Origin of the sequence: uncultured Campylobacter sp., from assembly GCF_937981295.1 — a bacterium.
In the GTDB taxonomy this organism is placed as follows: Bacteria; Campylobacterota; Campylobacteria; order Campylobacterales; family Campylobacteraceae; genus Campylobacter_B.
Window position 1 is genome coordinate 1 of sequence record NZ_CALJPC010000069.1, and the last position, 1,365, is coordinate 1,365.

A 1,365-nucleotide genomic window follows, 5' to 3' on the forward strand; every position below is an offset into this window, starting at 1 on the left:
ACGCTCATCGAGCGAGCCGGCGCGCAGAACGTGCATAAGTGCTCCGAAGATCCAAACGCCAAATCTTTCGGACGCGTAAAGATCAGCTTCGAGCAGCTCGTTAAATACGACCCCGACGTCATCCTCATCTACGAAAAAGAGCTGTTTGATAAAATTCACGGCGACCCAAAGTGGCAGCTGCTGGGCGAGGTAAAAAACAAAAAAGCCTACTACATCCCGCGCGAGCCATTTTCGTGGTTTGACCGCCCGCCTTCGTTTATGAGGTTTTTGGGACTAAAATGGCTGGTAAATTTAATCTACCCCGAGGCGTTTAAATTTGACATCGTTTCCGAAACGCGCGAGTTTTACAAGCTATTTTTGGATCTTGAGCTCACAGACGAGCAAATTTATAAAATTTTAGGACGAGGTGCTGAGTGAGTAAAGAAAAATGAGCAAAAAGGCGTTTGCGTTTTTTGGCCCTGCTGCTGGCACTTTGCGTCGCAGGCTCGCTGCTGCTTGGCAAATACGGCTTTGGCGCAGAGGACTACGCGCGCTACGCCCTGGCGCTACTACGAGGCGAAAGCTTAAAAGATTTCGAGGTCATGCACACGCTCTTGCTTGAAATTCGCCTGCCGCGCATACTTGCCTGCGTGCTCATCGGCGCTAGCCTCGCGATCAGCGGTGCGGCGTATCAAGCGATGTTCGTAAACCCGCTCGTAAGCCCCTCGATACTGGGCGTTCTAAGCGGCGCGGGCTTTGGCGCGGCGGTGGGGATGTTTTTTAAGCTCAATGAATACCTAATCCAGCTTAGCACATTTGGCTTCGGTTTTCTTGCCGTGGCAGTGGCGCTGGGCGTCTCGGCGCTGTATTCACGCAGCGGCAGCGTCATCGTGCTGGTTCTTGGCGGCGTCATCAGCGGCTCGCTCTTTACCTCGCTACTCTCGGTGCTAAAATACGCCGCAGACCCGAACGACGCGCTTCCTGCGATCACCTATTTTTTGATGGGAAGCCTCGGCTTTGCGTCCAAAAGCTTTATTCAAATTTCGATCCTGCCGATGTACGCGGGCGTTTTGCTGCTGGCGCTTAGCGGCAAATACCTAAACGCACTAAGCCTTGGCGAAGAGGAGGCAAAGAGCCTGGGCGTAAACACGGCGCGGGTTAAAATTTTCATCATCCTAGTCGCGACCTTCGTTAGCGCGCTTAGCGTGACGATCGCGGGCATCATCGGCTGGATCGGGCTTATCGTGCCGCACATCGCACGCTTTATCTTCGGCGCCGACAACCGCGCGGTGCTTGCTAGCTCGGCGATGATCGGCGCGATATTTCTGCTCTTTTGCGACAGCTTCTCGCGGCTCATCTTTACCTTTGAGATACCCATCGGCATCG

1 protein-coding gene and 1 pseudogene are annotated in these 1,365 nt (G+C 53.7%); both read left to right on the top strand.

Annotated elements, in window-relative coordinates:
* Positions 1-417, top strand: a pseudogene (locus Q0135_RS05770) (ABC transporter substrate-binding protein); the annotation flags it as partial.
* 26 nt (positions 418-443) lie between these two features.
* On the top strand, positions 444-1,365 hold a 922-nt coding region (locus Q0135_RS05775; protein WP_297989090.1), incomplete at its 3' end, for an iron ABC transporter permease.